The following is a 17,798-nucleotide window of genomic DNA, read 5'->3' as shown; positions in this document are numbered from 1 at the left end:
TGTCCACCTTCAGATGATTGTGTTTTCAAGGTTATCAGCCTTCTGCGGCCGGGCGCCGCGCATTAACCTTCGTATTGTCCAATATGACTGAACCCGGAGTGACGAATGCCCGCAGCCAAGCCCGCCCAGCCGATCCGCCTGTACACGACCCTGCTATCGGGTCATGGGCATCGCGTGAAGCTGTTCCTGACTTTGCTCGACCTGCCGTTCGAAGTGATCGAACTGGACATGCGCGCCGGTGACAACCGCAAGCCCGAGTATCTGGCGCTGAATCCGTTCGGCCAGGTGCCCACCATCCAGGACGGCGACGTGACGCTGTTCGATTCGAACGCGATTCTGGTGTACCTGGCCAAGCGCTATGGCGACCCGTCGTGGCTGCCGGAAGACCCGCTCGGCGCGGCGGCCGTGCAGCGCTGGCTGTCGCTGGCGGCGGGACAGATCGCCTTTGGCCCATGCTCCGCGAGGCTCGTCACCGTGTTCGGCGCCCCGCTGAATCATGAAACGGCGAAGGGCATCGCGGTGAAGCTGTTCGACGTGATCGAGTGCGAACTGGCGACCAAGCCGTTCGCCGCCGGCGAGCACGTGACGATCGCCGATATTGCCGCGCACACGTATATCGCGCACGCGCCGGAAGGCGGGGTGTCGCTGGAGCCGTATCCGAACATTCGCGCGTGGCTGCGCCGCGTGGAGGCGCTGCCGCGCTTCATCGCGATGCCGGCGACGAAGGCGGGACTGCTCGCCGGGTAGTCAGCGGCGAGCGGTTCCGTACGACGCATCACGTTGACGTTTTGCCCGCAGGAGCCTGACATGTCCGATTTCATTCCTCTGAACGGCTGGGGCCTCGACACCTCGCCGTTTCACGCTGCCGAACTCGCCGCGCAGCGGCTTGCAGGCGTGGACAGTCAGGCGGACTCGTCGGGCCGGCGCGGCATTCGCCGCTACATGCCGGACCAGCACCGGGAGTTCTACGCGCAGCAGCCGTTCATGGTGTTCGGCGGTGTCGATGCGAGCGGGCAGCCGTGGGCCACGATACGCACCGGTGAACCGGGCTTCGTGTCGTCGCCGGATGCGCGCACGCTGCGCATCGACAGCCGTGCGCTGCCCGGCGATCCGCTCGGCCCGCGCTGGCAGACGGGTGCGATGATCGGCGGGCTCGGTATTCAGCCGCAGACGCGGCGGCGCAACCGCATCAATGGCGTCGTGACGAACGTGAGCGGCGATACGGTTACGCTCGAAGTGACCCAGAGCTTTGGCAACTGCGCGAATTACATTCAGGGACGCGTGCCGACGTTCATCGACCGTGCTGACGGTGGCGTTTCAGTGCCGCAGGAAATCTCGACGCACCTGAGCGATGCGGACCGCGCGTTCCTCGGGCGCGCTGACACCTTCTTCATCGCGAGCGCGAATATGGCGGATGACGCGGGCTTCGCGCGCGGCGTCGACGTGTCGCATCGCGGCGGCGCGCCGGGCTTCGTGCACATCGACGACGCGGCGACGCTCACCACGCCCGATTTCACCGGCAACAAGTTCTTCAACACGATCGGCAATCTGCTGCACGATCCGCGCGCGGGACTGCTGTTCATCGACTTCGCGAGCGGCGATCTGCTGTATCTCGCCGTGCGCGCCGAAATCATCTGGCAGGGCGCCGAACTGGCCACTTTCGAAGGCGCTGAGAGGCTGATGCGTTTTCATGTGCAGGAAGTGCGGCGCAGCAAGAGCGTGCTGCCGTTCCGCTGGTCTGATGTCGAATACGCGCCGCAGTTTGCAGCGGCAATGCGCAAGGCGGCTGCCGCGTCGCCGTGGCACAAGCTGAAGGTGGCGGCTATCGTCGATGAGACGGCTTCGATTCGGTCGTTCTATTTCGAATCCACCGATGGCGCGCCGTTGCCCGCGTATCAGCCGGGCCAGTATCTCCCGATTCGCGTACCCGTCGAAGGACACGATGCGCCGCTGACGCGCACGTACACGCTCTCCGATGCGCACGATCCGCGCCGTTACCGGATCAGCGTAAAGCGCGAGGGCATCGCGTCGAACTGGCTGCACGATCATCTCGCGGCGGGCATGGAGATCGACGCAATGGCGCCGCACGGCGCATTCGTCTACGACGCGCACAGCCCGCGGCCGGCGGTGTTCATTTCCGCCGGCATCGGCATCACGCCGATGATCGCGATGCTGAACCACGAACTGAATGCGCGCGTCGCGGACGATAGTCAGGCAAAACGTCTGTTCTTCTTTCACGGTGCGCGCAGCGATCGCGAGCGTCCGTTCAGCGCGCATTTGAAAGACGCGGCGGCGCGTTATCCGTCGGTGTCGATGCATCTGTTCGATAGCGCGGCAAGCGAATCTGCGGATGGCATCACGCAAGGCCGCGTGAACATCGCCGCGTTGAAGCGCGCGTTACCGTTCGACGACTACGATTTCTATCTATGCGGCCCCGAGCAGTTCATGCGCGACCTGTACGAAGGTTTGCGCGCATTGAATGTCGCTGACGAACGCATCCGTTTCGAAGCGTTCGGCCCCGCCAGCGTGAAGCGCACACCGACGCTGGTCGAACCCGTCGCCGAAGAAAAAGCCGATGCAGGCGGCGCGCAAGTGACGTTCGCGCGCTCGCAACGCACGGTCCAATGGCTGCCAAGGCATGGCAGCTTGCTCGAACTCGCGGAAAAACGCGGCATCGAAGCACAATCGAGTTGCCGTTCAGGCATGTGCGGCACGTGTTCGACCAAAGTGTTGTCGGGACAGGTCGCTTACGACGGCGAAATCGAAGCGGAAGTCGCCGACGGTTGCGCGTTGATCTGCATGGCGCATCCCGTTGCGAGAGGAGAGCGCGCGAGCCTCACGCTGGACCTTTGAGCTTTATCGTTCAGGTCACTTGCCCGCGCCCGTCGAAGGCACGCATGTGAGGACCAGCGAACTGCCGTTGCCCGCTTCGGCACTCAACATCGCGCGATGAAACTCGCGGTGATCGCAAGACCATTCGGCTGTGAAATCGCGCGCGCATGACGCTTGCTGCGCCGGTTCGAGCCGCGTGCGCACGATGTAGCGGCAAGTCGCGCGATCGTTGCAGTGCTTCGCGAGATCGCGCGTGGCGTTACCTGTTGCCGCGCCGCAATTTGCGCCGTACGTGCCTGATTCGATGCGGATGCGTTCCGCTTGAGCTTGCGCTTCAATGTTGAAGACGGAAGCAGCGATAGCGGCGATCACAAGCAAACCGAGTCTTCGTGCCATGGTGTTTCTCCCGCTATTCGTCGTGCAGTCTCTCCAGCACCGAAGCGACGATGCGGTCGCAATGCGCGCCGCCGAACTCGAATAGCGCCGGACCCAACTTTTCCACTTCGTCCGCAAGCGATTCGCGCAATAGCAGTTTCGCCCTGAAATGCCGGCTGCGCACGGTGGCTTCGGGAATGTCGAGGCATTGCGCCGTTTCTTCGACGCTCATCTCTTCGACCGAACGCAGCACGAATACGGTGCGAAAGCCGGAAGGCAGCGCGTCGAGCTTTCGTTCGAGCAGCGCGCGAATTTCCGCGCGTGCCGCCGCCTGGTCGGGCGCGTGGTGGTCGTGGGCGTTCAGCGTGTCCATGATGGATGACATGTGCTCGTCGTCGGGACAATCGTGGAGCATCGGCAACACATTCTGGCGCCGCGCTTCGCGGCGCATCCGCCCGAAGCATTCGTTCAGCACGAGACGCGAGAGCCATGTGAAGAGCCGTGCATCGCCGCGAAACTGCGCGATGGACCGATAGGCGTTCAGATACGCGTCCTGCAATGCGTCTTCCGCTTCGGCATCGTTGCGCAGCGTGGCGCGCGCAAGTCGATAGAGACGCCGGTTGTGGCGGCGCATCAGCAGTTCGAATGCGGTGCGGTCGCCCGCCACGATGCGGCGCACGATCTCCGCGTCGTCGTCGTCGTCGGAACGTGATGTAGAGGCGGCTTGCGCCGTCATGCCATTCATCGTGTCGGTCTTCATGTCGTCATGGTGCCGGTTCGACGATCAGTGTGCCATGCATCGTCGGATGAAAGATGCAGCGGTATGTATAGCGGCCGGGCGTGCTGACCCGATAGCGCCATGATGCTTCGGGCGCGATGCTGCGGGAATCGAAGCCTTTTGCGTCGGTACTTGCCGTGTGCGCGACGAGATCCTTGTTGACCCACACGATTTCGTCGCCGCGATGCACGGTCAATGTGGGCGGGTTGAAGCGCATCTGCTCGATCGTCACGACATAAGCGCCGGCAAACGCAGGCAATGCAAACGCACACGAGGCCATTGCGAGCCCGCGCAGCACAGCGTTGTACACGCGGCTCATTGCGCTTGCGGCAGCGATGCCTGCACCATCTTCGCGTGTTCGAGATGCGCGACGAACGCGGGCCGGACCTTCACCAGCAGCGCTTTCAGTTCGGCGTTCTGCGCGGACGGAATCAGCGTCTTGTCGAGTGCATCGATCACGTTCTGGTGATACGTGACTTCATGATCGATATACGCGCGATCGAATGTCGCGCCTTGCAGCGGCTTCAGATTCGCGACGTTCGCTTCGCCGCCCTGTTTGAGGCTGTCGCTGGTTGGATTCGTTTCGGGCTTGACGCCGAGCTTGTGCACGAGATCGACGGCCGCCTTGTTGACGCCCGTATGGTCCGTGACCATTTGCTGCGCGAACGCTTTCACGTCCTTCGAATGCGTCTTCGATTCGGCGAGCTTGCCCGCGTCGATATCGGCCTGATTCGCGGCGACGACGATGGCGGCGATTTGCGGATCGGTCGGGCCTGAGCCCTGGGACCAGGCGGGAGTGCCTGCGAGTGCAAGCGCGGTGAGCAGCAACCAATGTGCGGATTTCATCTGAAGCCTCCTCGAAGATGCGCGGCCGCCATCTTCATGAAGGCAGGCGCACGGGCACGATTCGAGGAGTTAGATGTCACGAGCCGGAAGGCTGTTCCGGCGCGTGGGTTTCACTGCTGTTGCTATAGACCTTTGTTCGAGGTTCAGCCGTGCGTGCGCGTTTTGCGTACGGGCGGGAAATGCTTTTTGCCCGACGCGAAGCTCAGACGCCGAAAGCGCTCGCGTTTGTGCTCCTCCTCGAAGTGCGCGACGGAAGGCTTCACGAGATCGCTGCGCGACACCACGCCGAGCAGTTGCATCGAATCGCGATCGACGACGACGGGGAGCCGTTCGAGATCGTGCACGGCAAGACGCGTCGCGACGAGGCGGCAGGTTTCGTCGGGCAGCGCGACGACGGGCGACGCGCCTTTCAGCACATCGGCGAGTGGCGTATCGAGCGTGTGTGACGTCGCGCCTTCGCGCACGGCATCGAGCATCGCGCGATCGACGATGCCGAGCACTGCGCCGTTCGCGCGCACGACGGGATACGCACGCCGTTTCTGCGTCGCGCCGAAATACTCAGCGAGCGCGTCGCGCACGCTGAGCGCGCCGTCGATCGAATCGACCTTTTGCGTCATCACCTCGTCGACATAATGCCGTTCGAGCGGATCGACACCGTACTCGCGATAGATGTGATAGCCGCGTCGCGCGATCTTCTCGGTCATGATCGAACGCTTCATTACGACGGTTGCAAAGCCGTGCGCGACCAGCGTTGCGGCGAGCAGCGGCAGCAGCGCGTTGCTGTCGTGCGTGAGGCCGAACGCGAACACGATGGCCGTCAGCGGCGCACCCAGCGTGGCGCCGAGCGTCGCGGCCATGCAAACGAGCGGCCACAGCGCGGGCTCGTTGCCGGGCAGCACGTGGCCGAGCACGGTGCCGAGCCCCGCGCCGAGCATCAGCAGCGGCGCGAGCACGCCGCCCGATGTACCCGAGCCGAGCGCGATCACCCAGATCACCGCCTTCACGACGAGAATCGCCACCGCGACCTGCAGCGCGATATGTTGATGCAGCAGATCGCCGATCACGTCATAGCCGACGCCGAGCGCGCGCGGTTCGATGAATCCGCCGATACCCACCGCCAGCCCGCCGATGGCAGGCCACCACATCCAGTGCAGCGGCAGCTTGTGAAAGAGGTCTTCCGTCTTGTAGAGCGCCGCCGACAAGCCCGATGCGAGCGCGCCCGACAACAGCCCCGCGATCACGCACGACACGAGCGAAATGGCTGTGGGCGGCGCGGTTTGAAGTGCAAACAGGGGATCGGTGCCGAAGAAGATTGCGCGCGCAAAGCCGGCCACCGCGCAAGCCAGCGCGACGGGCAAAAAGCTGCGCGGCCGCCATTCGAACAGCAGCAGTTCGACGGCGAGCAGCACGGCGGCGACGGGCGTGCCGAACACGGCCGTCATGCCCGCCGCGGCGCCCGCGACGAGCAGCGTCTTGCGCTCCGCCGAAGTCACCTTCACGCACTGCGCGATCAGCGAGCCGAGGGCGCCGCCCGTCATGATGATCGGGCCTTCCGCGCCGAACGGACCGCCGCTGCCGATCACGATGCCCGACGACAAGGGCTTGAGCACGGCAACCTTCGGCGACATGCGGCTCTTTCCGAACAGGATGGCTTCGATCGCTTCGGGAATGCCGTGCCCGCGAATCTTCTCCGAGCCGAAGCGCGCCATCATGCCGACGATCAATCCGCCGATCACGGGAATCACGATCACCCACGCGCCGAGCGTATTCGTTGCAGGCGAACGGTCGGCGAACGAAAAGCTGCCGAAGAAGAACAGGTTGGTGAACAGATGAATCAGGCTCAGCAGCACGAACGCGGCCAGCGTGCTGAGCAAGCCGATGCCCGCCGCCAGCGCGGAAATGCCGGGCAAGCGTGCGTTGCTGGAGAAGTCCCGCTTGTGAGAGTTGTCGCTCATGAATGCTGTGTCAAATGCTGTGTCGCTGGCTGGTCAGAGGCCGTAATCAGAGATCGATTTGCGGAATCGTGAACGCGCCCTTGAGCGAGCGCAGCTCGGCGCGATGCAGTTCCGCAAGCCGCGCCAGCACCTTTTCACCTGCCTTCAGCAGATGCACTTCCACCTGGCGGCGGTCGGTCTCGCTGATCTTGCGCTTGACCAGTTCGAGCGCTTCGCAGCGCGATACCAGCGCGACCACGCCGTGATGCTGCGCCTGCAGCCGCTCCGCCAGTTCGCCGATGGTGGCCCATTCGCGATCGGGATAGCCCTTGATATGCAGCAGCAACAGATATTGCAGCGGCGTAATGCCTTCGCCCTGCGCGGCCTGCTCGGAGAAGCGCTCGAAGCGCCGCATCTGATAGCGAAACTCAGAGAGCTGTTCGTAGTCCGCCTTGTTCAACGTGCGCGTCAGAACTTTCATGTCGATGGCCGGGCAAGGGAAAACAAAAAATGTATCACAGAATGATATAAATGGCGATGCCTGGGCATCGCCATCCGGAATTGTCAGGGCTTTGAATCCAGTGACGCGCGACGGCCGCGCTCAGGCGGCAGGGCGCTGTTGCGCCTGAGCTTGAGCCTGCATCTGCGTCTGCCGGTACAGACCCGCGATCAGATCGGATTGCGTGATGATGCCAACCAGTCTGTCATGCGAGTCGATCACGGGAATGTGGTGATGGCCGTCGTCGGCGAAGAGCGGCACCAGTTCGACGATCGGCGTGCTGGTCGAGACGGTGCGCACGTGCGTCGTCATGACGGTGCTGACGAGTCGTCCGCGGGTCGCGTCGCGCTTGAAGAGACGCGCCGACAGCGCTTCCATCAGACGCAGGTCCGCGCTTTTCGGCTTGTTCGCGAGATCGGCGCGCGTGACGATGCCCGCCACGTGCTGACGCTTGTCGACGACGGGCAGCGCCTTGATCGAGTGACGCTGCAACAGGTCTGCGGCGGCGCGCAACGTGCTGTCGGGCGTGACGCTGACGACGGGCGCCGACATCACGTCGCGGCATGCCAGTTCACTGAAGGTGCGCGCGTAGGCCTGCAACTGCGTTTCGCGAAACAGCGTTTCGAGGTCTTCAGGGTCGATGTCGAGCAGTTCGCCGCGCCGGTTCAGCACGGCTTCGAGGTCGGCGCGCGTGATGCTGTTGCCGGATGCGGGCGCTTGCGGCACGGACGGCGCGGCGCGCGTCGCGTGCGGATAGCGGTGGCCCGTCACCGCGTGATAGACGAGCGCCGCGCCGAGCAGGGCCGCCGACTGGATCAGGATCGGCTCGAGCACGAAGCGAAAGCCGAGCGCATGAATGGCGGGCCCGCCGACCACGGCCGTCAACGCGACGGCGCCCGAAGGAGGGTGCACGCAGCGCAGCGCGAACATCGCGGCGATCGCGACACCCACCGCGAGCGCCGCCGCCGCGACAGGGTCCGAGATCAACATCGCGGCGGCCACGCCCACGGTCGCCGACACGAGATTGCCGCCGATGATCGACCACGGCTGCGCGAGCGGACTCGCGGGCACGCCGAACAGCAGCACGGCCGACGCGCCCATCGGCGCGACCAGCAGCGGAATGTTCACGTTCGGACCGAGCAGCAGATGCATGCTGCCGCCCGTGAAGGCAATGCCGATCAACGCGCCGAGCGCCGAGCGCATGCGCTCGGGCCATTTGACGTTCATCGCGGCGGGATAAAAGCGCGCCAGCCACTGGAAAAAAGGGGAACGGGTCAAGATATTGTTCTGTTGAGGGAAACGGGCAGGCGTAAGTTAAGGGAAAAGCTGTCAGAAAGGAAACAACTTGTCGTCATGGATATATGCCAACGTGATATAAATCCCGCGCAACGCCTGCCCCGTGGACGCCTGTGGGGCCTGAAAATGCAGGGAAAACCCGTAAGCCGTGCGTCGTTGCACTGCATCATAACGTGATATGAAATGGGCATAGCCCGGCCGCCGTGCCTGCTGGCATCCGTGTTGCTCGCTGGCGCATTGCCGCATTAACGGGCATGATCGTGTCATGTGCCTGCGTCAAGCCTTCGAGGCACATGCCCAACCCACCCAAGCGCCTTGTGGAGATCAAGCATGGAACCCTTTGACGCCGCCAATCCGTTTGCCGAGTTCAACAAGCTGTTCGAACAGTTCAAGCTGCCCGGGTTCGATGTCCCGGCCGTGATGGAAGCGCGTCGCAAGGACGTCGAGGCCCTGATCGCCGCGAATCAGACGGCCGTGCAGGGCATCCAGGCGCTCGCGCAAAAGCAGGCCGAAATGCTGCGTTCGACGCTCTCCGAGCTGCAGGATGTCGCCCAGAAGCAGGCAGCCGCGGGCGGCGTGCCGTCCGCGCAGACCGCGGAACTGGTCCAGCAGACGCTGCACAAGGCGCTCGCGGACATGCAGCAGCTCACGCAAGCCGCGTATCGCACGCAGGCCGATTCGTATGCGGTGATCGCGAAGCGCGTCGAAGAGAACGTCGAAGAGCTGAAGACACTGCTGCAGAAGAAGTAACGCGCGTTCGCCGCAGGCTGCAACGCGAGGCTGGCCGCGCGTGCGTGGCTTGTGCGTGACTACTTGCGTGCCGACGTCTGCGCGATCACACGATGCACGAATCGCAGCTTGTCCACGACGGACGGCGCCAGCGTGAACGGATAGCCGTCCTGCATGCCGAGACTGCGGTTCAGGCTGTTCAGCGCCTCTGTCAGCGGAAACCAGCGCTTCATCAGGTTATCGAAGCTCGCTTCCTCGACGGGCGTCTGGTCGGTCAGCGACGGCTCGTTCGGCGCGGGCGACAGCAGCGCAAGCCCGTATGCCGTCGACGTATCGAGCACCTCGACGATCATCAGATAGTGCGCCCAGGTTTCGGCCCAATCTTCCCACGGATGCATCGTCGCGTACGCGCTGATGAAGCTGTTTTCCCAGTCGGCGGGCGCGCCGTTGCGATAGTAGTTGTCCATCGCTTCGCCATAGTCGGCCTGATCGTCGCCGAAGCGTTCGTGAAACGGCTTGAGCCAGTGCGTCCCCGCAACCAGCTTTTCGAAGTAATAATGCCCCGACTCGTGGCGGAAATGCCCGAGCAGCGTTCGATACGGCTCGCGCATGTCGGTGCGGACTTTCTCGCGGTGCGCGTCGTCAGCTTCGGCCACGTTCAGCGTGATGCGGCCGTTGTCGTGTCCCGTCATCACCGCTTTGCCGTCGCCCGTATTTTCGCGGAAGTCGAATTCAAGGCCATTGTCGGGATCGACCTGGCGCGATTCGATCGCGAGGCCGAGCGAGGCGAGTGTATAGAGCAGGCGGCGCTTCGCGGTCTCCAGACGGTACCAGTAGAGCCGGTTGTTCGGTTCCGCGAGATTCGGGATCGTGTGCGTGAGCCGGCACGAGCGGCACAGCGTGTCGGGATCGTCGGCGGGCAGCATCCAGTTGCAGATGTTCTCGACTGCGTAGTTGTGGCATTGACGGTACAGCTTGCCGTGGGCGTCGGGATGCAGGCTGCGCCACTGACCGTCGCCTGCGTCTTCGAACGCGCTGATTTCAGCCAGTTCGGGCACGTAGCCGAGCAACGCCTCGCAGCGCTCGCACAATACGTTCTCGAAGAACACGCGCTGGTCGCACCGGTTGCAATGGAAGGCTTTCATCGCTTCAATCCGTTTACGTTTGTGTCGTCGTGCAGTGGATGAGAGGGGTGTCCGGCGGCCGTGGCAACCTCGACGCGCGTGGGTTCCCGCAATCTTCATGCCGCTTCGCTATAACGTCGTGGGTCTTGCGCACATTGCGTGCGCGTACGCCCACCGCATGCGCCGCTTTGGTGCGTGTGGTCGGTTGCGTGGCACGCGTGCTTTTGACATTCGAAGAACTTCGAAGCATGAGGCCGCCGCGTGACAATGCGATAGATGCAAACGCTGCACCTGTCGTGTTGTCACGCTCAACGGCATAAAGCTTGCTTTTCGCGTCTGCCCCCTTATCGGCTTTTTCCGCCCAGGAGTCCGGAGTGTCCATACGTGTCGCGCTGAACCATGTCACGCATTACCGCTATGACCGTCTCGTCGGATTGTCGCCGCAGGTCGTGCGGCTGCGCCCGGCGCCGCATTGCCGCACGCCGATCCTGTCGTACTCGATGCGCGTCGAGCCGGAACTGCACTTCATCAACTGGCAGCAGGACGCGTTTGCGAACTACCAGGCACGGCTCGTGTTTCCCGAGCGCACGCCCGAGTTCAAGATCACGGTCGATCTCGTCGCGGAAATGGCCGTCTACAATCCGTTCGATTTCTTCCTGGAGCCGGCCGCCGAAAAGTTTCCGTTCGAGTACGCGCCCGAGCTTGCGGCCGAACTGGCGCCGTATCTCGTCAAACGCGAGATGACGCCGCGCTTCAAGGAGTTCGTCGCGAGCATCGACCGTTCGCCGCGCGTCACAGCGGATTTCCTCGTCGAGTTGAACCAGCGTCTGCAGCACGACATCCGCTATCTGATCCGGATGGAGCCGGGCGTGCAGACGCCCGAGGAAACGCTCGTCAATGCGTCGGGCTCGTGTCGCGATTCGGGCTGGCTGCTGGTTGAGACGCTGCGCCAGCTGGGGCTGGCGGCGCGCTTCGTGTCGGGTTATCTGCTGCAGCTTGCGCCCGATACGAAGTCGCTCGATGGCCCGAGTGGCACCGAATACGATTTCACCGACCTGCATGCGTGGTGCGAAGTGTTCCTGCCCGGCGCGGGCTGGATCGGTCTCGATCCGACCTCGGGCCTGCTCGCGGGCGAGGGTCATATTCCCGTTGCGTGCACGCCGGAGCCGGGCAGCGCCGCGCCGATTTCGGGCGCCGTCGACCAGTCCGAAGTCGAGTTCGAGCACGCGATGTCGATCACGCGCGTGCTGGAAACGCCGCGCGTGACGAAGCCCTATACGGAAGCCGCGTGGGACCGCGTGCTGACGATGGGCGCGCACGTCGACAGCCAGCTCGGCGCGATGGACGTGCGCCTGACGATGGGCGGCGAGCCGACCTTCGTGTCGGTGCGCGACCGAGACGCCGCCGAATGGAACACCGACGCGCTCGGCCCGACCAAGCGCGGGTATGCCGTCACGCTGATGGACAAGCTGCGCGGCCATTACGGCGCGAACGGCTTTCTGCATATCGGCCAGGGCAAGTGGTATCCGGGCGAGCAGTTGCCGCGCTGGGCGCTATCGCTGTACTGGCGCGCGGACGGCCAGCCGTGCTGGAACGACCCGACGCTGTTCGCGGACGAGCGCAGCCCCGGCCGCTATACGTCCGACGATGCGCAGCGCTTCATCACGCGGCTCGCCAGCAAACTGTCCGTCGACAGCCAGTACGCGCAGCCCGGCTATGAGGACACGTGGTACTACCTGTGGCGCGAGCGTCGTTTGCCCGTCAACGTCGATCCGTTCGATTCGCGTCTCGACGACGAAATGGAGCGCGTGCGGTTGCGCCGCGTGTTCGAGGCGGGGCTGTCGGGTGTAACGGGTTATGTGCTCCCGCTGGCGCGCTCGACGACCGGCCCGGGCTGGACGAGCGGCGCGTGGTTCTTCCGCGACGCACGCATGTACCTGATTCCCGGCGACTCGCCGATGGGCTTGCGTTTGCCGCTCGATTCGCTGCCGTGGGTGTCGGAGGAGGACTATCCGTATCAGCATGCGCATGATCCGTTTGCGGAACCCGCGCCGCTGCGCACGTCGGCGCAATTGCGGATGCAGTATGAAGGTGTGTCGTATGTCGCTCGCGGCGGTGTCCAACCGGGCGATGGACGCGGCGCGGGTACAGGCGTACCCGGCACAGGCACGCCGCTGCCGCAGGACCGCTTACCCGAGCGCGGCGAATCGGCAGCATCGCTGATCCGCACGGCACTGTGCGTCGAGGCGCGCAATCCGGCGCGCGCGGCGGGCCCCAAAGTGGAAGCCGACGCGCTGGGCGACGGCCGTGCGCTGCTGCACGTCTTCATGCCGCCACTCACCGAACTCGACGACTATCTCGACCTGCTGGCCGCCATCGAAGCCACGGCCGCCGAGCTGAAGATGCCCGTCGTGATCGAAGGCTATCCGCCGCCGCGCGATCCGCGTCTGCATGTGCTGCAGGTGACGCCCGATCCCGGCGTGATCGAAGTCAACATCCATCCGGCGAAGAACTGGGACGAACTCGTCGATCACACCGAGTTCCTCTACAACGCTGCGCACGAAACGTATCTGAGCACCGAGAAGTTCATGCTCGATGGACGCCATGCGGGCACGGGCGGCGGCAATCACTTCGTACTCGGCGGCGCGACGCCCGCCGACAGTCCGTTCCTGCGCCGCCCGGATCTGCTCGCCAGCCTCGTCGCGTACTGGCACAACCATCCGTCGCTGTCGTACCTGTTTTCGGGGCTGTTCATCGGGCCGACCAGCCAGGCGCCGCGTATCGACGAAGCGCGCAACGATCAGGTCTACGAACTCGAACTGGCGTTCAGCGAACTGCAACGGCAGATCGATCTGCTCGGTGGCCAGGGTAGCGCGCAACTGCCGCCGTGGATGATCGACCGCGCGCTGCGCAACATCCTGATCGACGTGACAGGCAACACGCACCGCGCCGAGTTCTGCATCGACAAACTCTATTCGCCCGATGGCCCGACGGGCCGCCTCGGTCTGCTCGAACTGCGCGGCTTCGAAATGCCGCCGCATGCGCGCATGAGTCTCGTGCAGCAACTGCTGCTGCGCGCGCTGGTCGCGAAGTTCTGGAATACGCCTTACACCACGCGCCTCACGCGCTGGGGCACCGGCTTGCACGACCGCTTCCTGCTCGGCACGTTCGTGCAGATGGATTTCGACGACGTGCTCGCCGATCTGCGCGGCGCGGGCTACGCGTTCGACAGCGAATGGTTCGCGCCGCACTTCGCGTTCCGTTTCCCGGCCATCGGCGAGATGCACGCCAACGGCATGTCGCTGACGATCAGCGGCGCGCTGGAGCCGTGGCACGTGATGGGCGAAGAGGGCGCGGCGGGCGGCACGGTGCGGTATGTCGATTCGTCAGTGGAACGGCTCGAGGTGAAGGTGCTGGGGCTGAACGACAACCGTCACGTGGTGAGCGTCAATGGCGTGTCCCTGCCGCTGCAGCCGACGGGCCGCATCAGCGAATTCGTTGCGGGCGTGCGCTTCCGCGCATGGGCGCAGTCGTCGTCGCTGCATCCTACGATAGGCGTGCACGCGCCGCTGACGTTCGATGTCGTCGATACCTGGACGGGCCGCTCGATCGGCGGATGCCAGTATCATGTCGCTCATCCGGGCGGACGCAACTATCAGACGTTCCCGGTGAACGCGTACGAAGCGGAAAGCCGGCGACGCTCGCGCTTCTTCACGACGGGCCACACGCCGGGGCCGCTGATGACGCAAGCGCCGCCGCGCAGCCTGGAATTCCCGTTCACGCTGGATTTGCGGCACTGGTAAGCCGCTGCTGAAACCGTAAGCCCACAACGACAGACTCGCGACGACATCTTGGCTTTTCAATCGACCTTTCCGTTCGAAGCGGCAGCAGGCCATCCCGACGCGCTGGCGCTGCTGCGCTCGCTGCCGCTGCTCGACGTGCGCGAAGGCCACTGGGACGAACTGCGCGACGAATCGGGCGCGCTGCGCGAGCCGTGGCGGCGCTTTTTCGAACTGCTCGGCGAGGAAGGCATCGCGGGTCTGGAGCCGGGCCGCGCATCGATCGCCCAGCAGGTGCGCGACAACGACATCACGTACAACGTCTACGCGGATAAAGGCGAGCCGCGCCCGTGGTCGCTCGACCTGCTGCCGTTCATCATCGGCGAAGACGAGTGGGCACATATCGAGCGGGGCGTGAAGCAACGCGCGCATTTGCTCAACGCGATCGTCGCCGACGTGTACGGTCCGCAAAAGCTGCTGCAGCAAGGCAAGCTGCCCCCCGCGCTCGTCTACGGGCACCCCGGCTATTTGCGTGCCGTGAAGGGCTTCGCGCCGCCGGGCGGCCAGTTCCTGCAGGTGATCGGCGTCGATCTGGCGCGTGCGACCAGCGGCGAGTGGACGGTCGTGTCGCATCGCACCGAAGTGCCGTCGGGCCTCGGCTATGCGCTGGAAAACCGCATGATCGTGTCGAGCGTATTCGCCGACGCGTTCCGCGAATTGCGCGTGAGCCGCCTTGCGCCGACGTTCTCCACGCTGATCGCGACGCTCGCCGAATGGGCGCGCGCGACGATGCGCAACGGCAAGACGGACAGCGCGCCGCATATCGCGCTGCTCACGCCGGGGCCGTTTGCGGAGACGTATTTCGAGCATGCGTTTCTGGCGCGCTATCTGGGCGTGACGCTCGTCGAAGGCAAAGACCTGACGGTGCGCAACGACATGCTGTATCTGAAGACGCTCACGGGTCTGGAGCGCGTGCACGTCGTCGTGCGGCGCCTCGACGACGCGTTCTGCGACCCCGTCGAACTGCGCGCTGATTCGACGATCGGCGTGCCGGGTCTGTTGCAGGTGATGCGCGCGGGCAATGTGATCGTGTCGAACGTGCCGGGCTCGGGCTTTCTCGAATCGCCGGCCATGCACGGTTTTTTGCCGGGCATCGCGCAGACCTTGCTGAACGAGCCGCTGTTGCTGGGCGGCGTGTCGACGTGGTGGTGCGGCGAGGACGCCGCGCGCGAGCATGCGTTCGCGAACATGGAGGACGCCTTCCTGCAACCGACATGGCCCACCCGCACGCCGGACGGGCCACCTGGCATCGCGCCTGGCGCGCAGCGTCTCGACGCGTGGAAGAGCCGCATCGAGCGCGCGCCCGATGCGTTCACGATCCAGCAGCCGCTGCCGTATTCGTGCACGCCGCGCTACGAAGACGGTACGCTCGGCAACCGGCCGAGCGTGCTGCGCGCCCTCGCTGTCGCCGATGCGAACGGCAACTGGCACGTGCTGCCCGGCGGCTTCACGCGGCTCGCGGGGGAGCGTCAGTCGTCCGTGTCGATGCAGTTCGGCGGCAGCAGCGTGGATACGTGGGTGCTGTCGAGTCATCCGAATTCGACCTTTACGCTGTTGCCTTCGCCGCTCAAGCCCGCGGATCTCGCGCGCAAGCATCGCACGGTGTCGAGCCGCGCGGCGGAGAACCTGTTCTGGAGCGGCCGCTACGGCGAGCGCGCGGAAAACAACGTGCGGCTGTTGCGGCTGATTCTCGGCTCGCTGGAAAGCAACGGCGCGGACACCATGTTCGGCACGCTCGCGGAGCTCGCGCTGCAATACGGCCTCGTGCAACCGGGCGACATCGTGGCGGGCCAGTCGCTGCGAGCGTTCGAGCGCACGCTGGTCGCGAATCTGCACGAAAACACGGGCGCGTATAGCATCGGCCAGAACCTCGCGAGCCAGGCGCGCGCGAGCGGCGAGATACGCGGCCGGCTTTCGAACGATCACTGGCGCATCACGCTCGCCGCGCGCAACGACTTCCGCGACGCGCTGCACGAACTGACGCCGGCGGCGGCTGTATCGTCGAATGCGTCTTCGCGCGGCAAGGCGCGCTACAACCGCGTGTCGCTGATGAATGCGCTCGAACATCTTTCCACACAGCTTGCGGCGATCAGCGGCGCACAAGGCGACCGCATGACGCGCGACGAAGCGTGGCGCCTGATGTTCGCGGGCCGGCATATCGAGCGCGTGTGGGCGATGACGTCGATACTGCGCGTCGTCGCGATGCAGCGCCAACTCGCGACGCCCGCCGCGTTCGATCTGCTGCTGCAACTGTTCGACAGCACGCTCACGTATCGCTCGCTGTATCCGGGGCGCCTCGAAGTGCCTGCGCTGATCGATCTGCTCGTGATCGAGCCGACCAATCCGCGCGGACTGTACGGCGTGTACGCGCGGCTGTGCTCGAAGCTCGACGATATCTCGATGGCGGCGGGCAACACGCGCCATCGGCGTTTCAACGACATGCTGCCGGACGTGAGCACGCTGCCCTCGCTGGAACAGTTGTGCACGACGGACGGCAGCGGCATGTACGCAGAACTGGTCACGCTGTGCGACCGCCTCGCGATGAGCATGACGGCGGCCGCGAATGAAATCAGCGCGCGCTATTTCAGCCACGCGAACACGCTGGCCGCGCAGGTGTCGTCATGAAAGACGCGCAGACGCTGCTGTCCGTGTCGCATCGCACGACCTATCACTATTCGACGCTCGTCGAAACGGCCCAGCACCTCGCGACGATCCGCCCGCTCGCGTGCGCGTGGCAGCGTGTGGTCACGCATACGGAACGCATCGAGCCGTCGCCTTCGTATCTGCATAGCCGCATCGATGCGTTCGGCAATGACGTGCTGTATTTCGCGCTCGATGCGCCGCACGAACGCCTGCAAATGGTCAGCGAAACGACCGTGCAGCTCACGCCGCGCTGGCGCGATCTCGATCCCGACGCGACGCCCGCGTGGGAAGAGGTGGCGGACTCGATGCGGTTTCGCGCGGGCGGCGAGTGTCATCCGCAGGTCGAGTTCCGTTTCGCGTCGCCGAATGTCACGCTCAAGCCAACGTTACGCGACTACGCGCTGCGCAGCTTCCGCCCCGGCACGCCGATCGTCGCGGGCGCGATTGATCTGATGCATCGCATTTACGCGGATTTCGACTACAAGCCGTCGGCGACGATGTTCGATACACCCGCCGAACGTGCGTTCGATATGAAAAGCGGCGTCTGCCAGGACTTCGCGCAGGTGATGATCGGCTGCCTGCGCGCGCTCGGCCTGCCAGCGCGTTATGTGAGCGGCTATCTGCGCAACGATCCGCCGCCGGGTCAGCCGCGCCTGATCGGCGCCGATGCGTCGCATGCCTGGGTGTCGGTGCATTGCCCGCAAAGCGGCTGGATCGATCTGGACCCGACCAACGACGTGCTCGCCGACATGGACCACGTGACGCTCGCGATCGGCCGCGATTACAGCGATGTTTCGCTGCTGCGCGGCATGATTCTTGGCGGCGGCGCGCATCGCGTCGAGGTGGCCGTCAGCGTGTTGGCGCTGTGAGCAATAATGAATTTCATCCGGCGCATCACAGCGC

The 17,798-nt window shown here is 64.6% G+C and carries 14 protein-coding genes; 6 read left to right on the top strand and 8 right to left on the bottom strand.

Going from position 1 to position 17,798, the window contains the following annotated elements; all coding sequences use genetic code 11:
* The first annotated feature begins 105 nt into the window (after positions 1 to 105).
* Positions 106 to 747: a glutathione S-transferase gene (locus H1204_RS25525; protein WP_180731311.1), complete on the top strand. Its 642-nt coding sequence runs from the start codon at positions 106 to 108 to the stop codon at positions 745 to 747.
* Positions 748 to 807: 60 nt separating this feature from the next.
* On the top strand, positions 808 to 2,853 hold the full coding sequence (locus H1204_RS25520) for a pyridoxamine 5'-phosphate oxidase family protein (protein WP_180731310.1): 2,046 nt from the start codon (positions 808 to 810) through the stop codon (positions 2,851 to 2,853).
* Between the two features lie 15 nt (positions 2,854 to 2,868).
* Here H1204_RS25520 and H1204_RS25515 read toward each other — a convergent pair whose 3' ends face one another.
* The 7 genes from H1204_RS25515 to H1204_RS25485 form a co-directional block, all read right to left on the bottom strand.
* Positions 2,869 to 3,228 carry a hypothetical protein gene (locus H1204_RS25515; protein ID WP_180731309.1) on the bottom strand — a complete coding sequence of 120 codons (360 nt, stop codon included), beginning with the start codon at positions 3,226 to 3,228 and terminating at the stop codon, positions 2,869 to 2,871.
* A gap of 13 nt (positions 3,229 to 3,241) precedes the next feature.
* Positions 3,242 to 3,943 (bottom strand): RNA polymerase sigma factor, encoded by a 702-nt coding sequence (locus H1204_RS25510; protein ID WP_243468790.1) that lies wholly within the window; start codon positions 3,941 to 3,943, stop codon positions 3,242 to 3,244.
* A gap of 28 nt (positions 3,944 to 3,971) precedes the next feature.
* Positions 3,972 to 4,304, bottom strand: a complete 333-nt coding sequence (locus H1204_RS25505) for a cupredoxin family copper-binding protein (protein WP_180731308.1) — start codon at positions 4,302 to 4,304, stop codon at positions 3,972 to 3,974.
* A complete protein-coding gene (locus H1204_RS25500) occupies positions 4,301 to 4,831 on the bottom strand; it encodes a DUF4142 domain-containing protein (RefSeq protein ID WP_180731307.1) in 531 nt (176 codons plus the stop codon). Before H1204_RS25500 ends, H1204_RS25505 begins: the two co-directional genes overlap by 4 nt.
* A 143-nt stretch (positions 4,832 to 4,974) precedes the next feature.
* A complete protein-coding gene (locus H1204_RS25495) occupies positions 4,975 to 6,786 on the bottom strand; it encodes a chloride channel protein (protein ID WP_180731306.1) in 1,812 nt (603 codons plus the stop codon).
* Positions 6,787 to 6,832: 46 nt separating this feature from the next.
* A complete protein-coding gene (locus H1204_RS25490; RefSeq protein ID WP_036000194.1) occupies positions 6,833 to 7,246 on the bottom strand; it encodes a helix-turn-helix domain-containing protein in 414 nt (137 codons plus the stop codon).
* A 120-nt stretch (positions 7,247 to 7,366) separates the two neighbouring features.
* Positions 7,367 to 8,491 (bottom strand): HPP family protein, encoded by a 1,125-nt coding sequence (locus H1204_RS25485; protein ID WP_180733306.1) that lies wholly within the window; start codon positions 8,489 to 8,491, stop codon positions 7,367 to 7,369.
* A gap of 399 nt (positions 8,492 to 8,890) precedes the next feature.
* On the opposite strand from H1204_RS25485, the gene H1204_RS25480 reads away from it, so the two are divergent.
* On the top strand, positions 8,891 to 9,310 hold the full coding sequence (locus H1204_RS25480) for a phasin family protein (RefSeq protein WP_036000201.1): 420 nt from the start codon (positions 8,891 to 8,893) through the stop codon (positions 9,308 to 9,310).
* 59 nt (positions 9,311 to 9,369) lie between these two features.
* Here the strand turns inward: H1204_RS25480 and H1204_RS25475 are convergent, their stop codons facing one another.
* The gene (locus H1204_RS25475) at positions 9,370 to 10,434 is read right to left on the bottom strand and encodes a putative zinc-binding metallopeptidase (protein WP_180731305.1); all 1,065 of its coding nucleotides are present in this window, start codon (positions 10,432 to 10,434) and stop codon (positions 9,370 to 9,372) included.
* 353 nt (positions 10,435 to 10,787) lie between these two features.
* Here H1204_RS25475 and H1204_RS25470 point away from each other — a divergent pair, with 353 nt between their 5' ends.
* Genes H1204_RS25470 through H1204_RS25460 form a run of 3 tightly spaced genes read left to right on the top strand, consistent with a single transcriptional unit; the run spans position 10,788 to position 17,764 of the window.
* Positions 10,788 to 14,216, top strand: coding sequence for a transglutaminase family protein (locus H1204_RS25470; RefSeq protein ID WP_180731304.1), 3,429 nt, complete (start codon positions 10,788 to 10,790; stop codon positions 14,214 to 14,216).
* Between the two features lie 48 nt (positions 14,217 to 14,264).
* The gene (locus H1204_RS25465; RefSeq protein ID WP_180731303.1) at positions 14,265 to 16,877 is read left to right on the top strand and encodes a circularly permuted type 2 ATP-grasp protein; all 2,613 of its coding nucleotides are present in this window, start codon (positions 14,265 to 14,267) and stop codon (positions 16,875 to 16,877) included.
* The gene (locus H1204_RS25460; RefSeq protein WP_180731302.1) at positions 16,874 to 17,764 is read left to right on the top strand and encodes a transglutaminase family protein; all 891 of its coding nucleotides are present in this window, start codon (positions 16,874 to 16,876) and stop codon (positions 17,762 to 17,764) included. The genes H1204_RS25465 and H1204_RS25460 overlap by 4 nt, the downstream gene beginning before the upstream one ends.
* Positions 17,765 to 17,798: the final 34 nt, after the last annotated feature.

Origin of the sequence: Paraburkholderia sp. PGU19, assembly GCF_013426915.1 — a bacterium.
Lineage (GTDB): Bacteria > Pseudomonadota > Gammaproteobacteria > Burkholderiales > Burkholderiaceae > Paraburkholderia.
This window is presented reverse-complemented; position numbering and strand designations above follow the sequence as displayed.

What these genes read in the sequence shown, in the direction of transcription:
- H1204_RS25525 (WP_180731311.1), top strand. Translation starts at nt 106, where the DNA reads ATGCCCGCAGCCAAGCCCGCCCAGCCGATCCGCCTGTACACGACCCTG.
- H1204_RS25520 (WP_180731310.1), top strand. Translation starts at nt 808, where the DNA reads ATGTCCGATTTCATTCCTCTGAACGGCTGGGGCCTCGACACCTCGCCG.
- H1204_RS25515 (WP_180731309.1), bottom strand. Translation starts at nt 3,228, where the DNA reads ATGGCACGAAGACTCGGTTTGCTTGTGATCGCCGCTATCGCTGCTTCC.
- H1204_RS25510 (WP_243468790.1), bottom strand. Translation starts at nt 3,943, where the DNA reads ATGACGGCGCAAGCCGCCTCTACATCACGTTCCGACGACGACGACGAC.
- H1204_RS25505 (WP_180731308.1), bottom strand. Translation starts at nt 4,304, where the DNA reads ATGAGCCGCGTGTACAACGCTGTGCTGCGCGGGCTCGCAATGGCCTCG.
- H1204_RS25500 (WP_180731307.1), bottom strand. Translation starts at nt 4,831, where the DNA reads ATGAAATCCGCACATTGGTTGCTGCTCACCGCGCTTGCACTCGCAGGC.
- H1204_RS25495 (WP_180731306.1), bottom strand. Translation starts at nt 6,786, where the DNA reads ATGAGCGACAACTCTCACAAGCGGGACTTCTCCAGCAACGCACGCTTG.
- H1204_RS25490 (WP_036000194.1), bottom strand. Translation starts at nt 7,246, where the DNA reads ATGAAAGTTCTGACGCGCACGTTGAACAAGGCGGACTACGAACAGCTC.
- H1204_RS25485 (WP_180733306.1), bottom strand. Translation starts at nt 8,491, where the DNA reads ATGAACGTCAAATGGCCCGAGCGCATGCGCTCGGCGCTCGGCGCGTTG.
- H1204_RS25480 (WP_036000201.1), top strand. Translation starts at nt 8,891, where the DNA reads ATGGAACCCTTTGACGCCGCCAATCCGTTTGCCGAGTTCAACAAGCTG.
- H1204_RS25475 (WP_180731305.1), bottom strand. Translation starts at nt 10,434, where the DNA reads ATGAAAGCCTTCCATTGCAACCGGTGCGACCAGCGCGTGTTCTTCGAG.
- H1204_RS25460 (WP_180731302.1), top strand. Translation starts at nt 16,874, where the DNA reads ATGAAAGACGCGCAGACGCTGCTGTCCGTGTCGCATCGCACGACCTAT.